At 30.1% G+C, this 2697-nt stretch carries 2 protein-coding genes; both read right to left on the bottom strand.

The features are described 5' to 3' along the window. Window positions 1-842 precede the first annotated feature (842 nt). Window positions 843-1889: a hypothetical protein gene (locus tag B2S90_RS08985; protein WP_278861363.1), complete on the bottom strand. Its 1047-nt coding sequence runs from the start codon at window positions 1887-1889 to the stop codon at window positions 843-845. Between the two features lie 5 nt (window positions 1890-1894). Beyond that, the gene (locus B2S90_RS08990) at window positions 1895-2524 is read right to left on the bottom strand and encodes a YiiX/YebB-like N1pC/P60 family cysteine hydrolase (protein ID WP_278861364.1); all 630 of its coding nucleotides are present in this window, start codon (window positions 2522-2524) and stop codon (window positions 1895-1897) included. Window positions 2525-2697 lie beyond the last annotated feature (173 nt).

Here is a 2697-nt window from a genome sequence, read left to right on the forward strand (position 1 = left end):
CTTTCAGGCACTATTTTTCAGAGCTGCAAGCTTGATCTATACAAGCTCCTTTTAAGTATTTTCCTTTTCTTCAATGAAAATAAAGGAATCAGTGCAATAGATTTATGTTCAATACTAGACGTTAACTAGCAGACTGCACTTCTTCTAGAAAACAAGTGTAGAATTCTTATGTCAATAAGCAATTCAGGCAAGCTGCCCAACGTCCTTTTCTATGAGGCAGATGTCTTCAATATTGGTGTAAACTCCAAGAATAATGCGAGTCGTTCAAGTGAGCAACAGTCTATTCTTGGTATTCTATCTACAGATAAAGAGAAAAACTATCCCCGGTACCTCAAGTTAAGATCATTAATGATTATACAGTTTTGTTACTTAAGAAAAACATAGAACAGTGCTGTGTATTATCATATGATGCATTACTCAATACTGATGCTGAGAAATGCTTTAATACACTAAATGAAGAAATACAAGTAAACAACTAGAAAATCGGCCATGAAGAAAATAATCATAGACTACTATGGTTAAACATAATAATCGGAAATATTAAGAATAATATTACTGGGATTATCATGGAATAACCAAAAGAGAGATGCCTTTATTCCTGAATGAACAGGAGTATAGATTTACCCATAGAAGTGTGGGAAAGACTGTGATGGATAAGGTAAAGAAATATCTGCAAAGATCATTTCCTATCAGTCATAGACAGATAGTCTGTATTCTGAATATTTCTGTTCTACACTTCTCTTAAATCGTTACCTTGCAGATTATGGGTATTCAAAATGAATATTCATTTCTAGCAATATGTTTTTATCATTCGTCAACAGTCTGAAACCACAAAATGTGGCCTATTTGAGGCTAGGATTAATAAAAAGGGTTGAATAATAAATAAGATAATTATAAGTTTTTTTCTTTGGCAGACTTATTCTTTTTACTTGTTTAAAGTCACTCTTATAATCGTAGATATTAACACTGTATTTATCATGCTCATTACGAGATAGAATATAAGCATGAGAACCATTAAAATCAATCATATCAAGATGATGTTTCAAGGTATATGTTTTTTCTAATTGATGCGTATCTTGATCAAAAACACAAATCTTATTGCCTTCATTTGAAACAAGATTATAGAAAGAAACATAGATTTTTCCATCATTTACATAAATATTATCAGCATAGCTATAAGGCATATCAATGATTTTTAATTCATCTGTATTCATGTTTAATTGACCAATATATTTATTTTGGTTATTAAATGAAAAATATAATGTATCTTTATCTGTATAGTACTTACAAATATTATCTCCATATTGGGTAAGACTAATACTTTTAAGTCGTTTTAAATTTTGATCATAGATATCACATGCAATATCATTTTCAATATCTACAAAATTATATACTTTAGAATGACTTGGAACAACCATATAAGAGAAACGAGATTTTTCTTTTATTTCATTTACTTTTTTCTCTTTAAAATTCATCTGAGTTAGATAACCATAATCATTAAGATTAGATACACCATAATAATAGTGATCATCTGCACTGACTGCATCAATGGCTGTTCCAGGTAAATGAAGCTTATTCACTTCAGTAGAATTTCCTTTTATCTGAATAATATTTTGAGGATTCTTATCTCCTTGAAGACCGATATTATTAATATAAGCATAACCATCATGATAGCTTGTGGTATTGAATGATGTGCCTACTTGAGCCTCATCCAATTTTGTAGAAGCAACTTTTTTACCATCATCACTATAATATTTAATAACAGTATATTTTCTTGCAGAAGAAGTTTCAATCACACCAAATGTATAATGGATATTGCTTTGTGATTGTGAGAATGAGCATCCTGTGAATAGTAAGACTGTGGTAATTATTAAAATTGTTTTTTTCATTGTAATCACTTCTTATAAAGAATCATTGTCTTATCACTTGAGACAAGTTCAAGAGGATGCACTGCTGCGCCATATTGGCTAGTGTTTAAATCTACATTGTATTTATCTTTAAATCCAGCCCATATGAGTTGAGAACAGTAAAATTTTGATCTTGTATTTACATCATAATACTTAATATTATATGGTTTGCCTCTTTGTGAATAACACCAATCTGCGACTTTTTTTGCTTGATTTTCTGTTACGTCTGTCACATAAAGTCCCCAGCATGTATTTTTGCTTTTATTCCAATCATTTTTACCAGTTACAACTCCATTGGATAAAGCTTCAACAACTCTATTTTGTGAATAGACTATAGCTGCATGACCAGTTGGAATCAGATTTTTATAAGCGTCTCCTGTGACTAGTATTCTGCCTTTTGTAGTAGGGTATCCCCATGTATAAACAGCTTGGCCATCAAGAGAACATGCATTAATTGATTTTTCTTTCTTCGCTATCTGATTGTAGATAATTTTTAATTCATCAGTGTTTTCGAATGCGTTTTCATTATAATTGTACGCATTTACACTTGTGATAGTAGAGAGGCTCACTCCTATAATCATAGTCAGTGAAGACAATAATTTAATTGAATGTTTCATAATAATAACCTATAAGATTTCCTTTCTTTTTTATTTTTAATTATTAGATTCATTATGTTTGTATTACTAGTTAATGTAACCAATGGAATCTCCTCCTTTCATTAAGTAAACTTTAACTTCATAAATATGATAGCATACAACATTAAAGTACTCCATAATACTGATAAAAATTT

It is taken from the genome of Catenibacterium sp. UBA627 (assembly GCF_002299355.1).
Classification (GTDB): Bacteria; Bacillota_I; Bacilli_A; order Erysipelotrichales; family Coprobacillaceae; genus Catenibacterium; species Catenibacterium mitsuoka.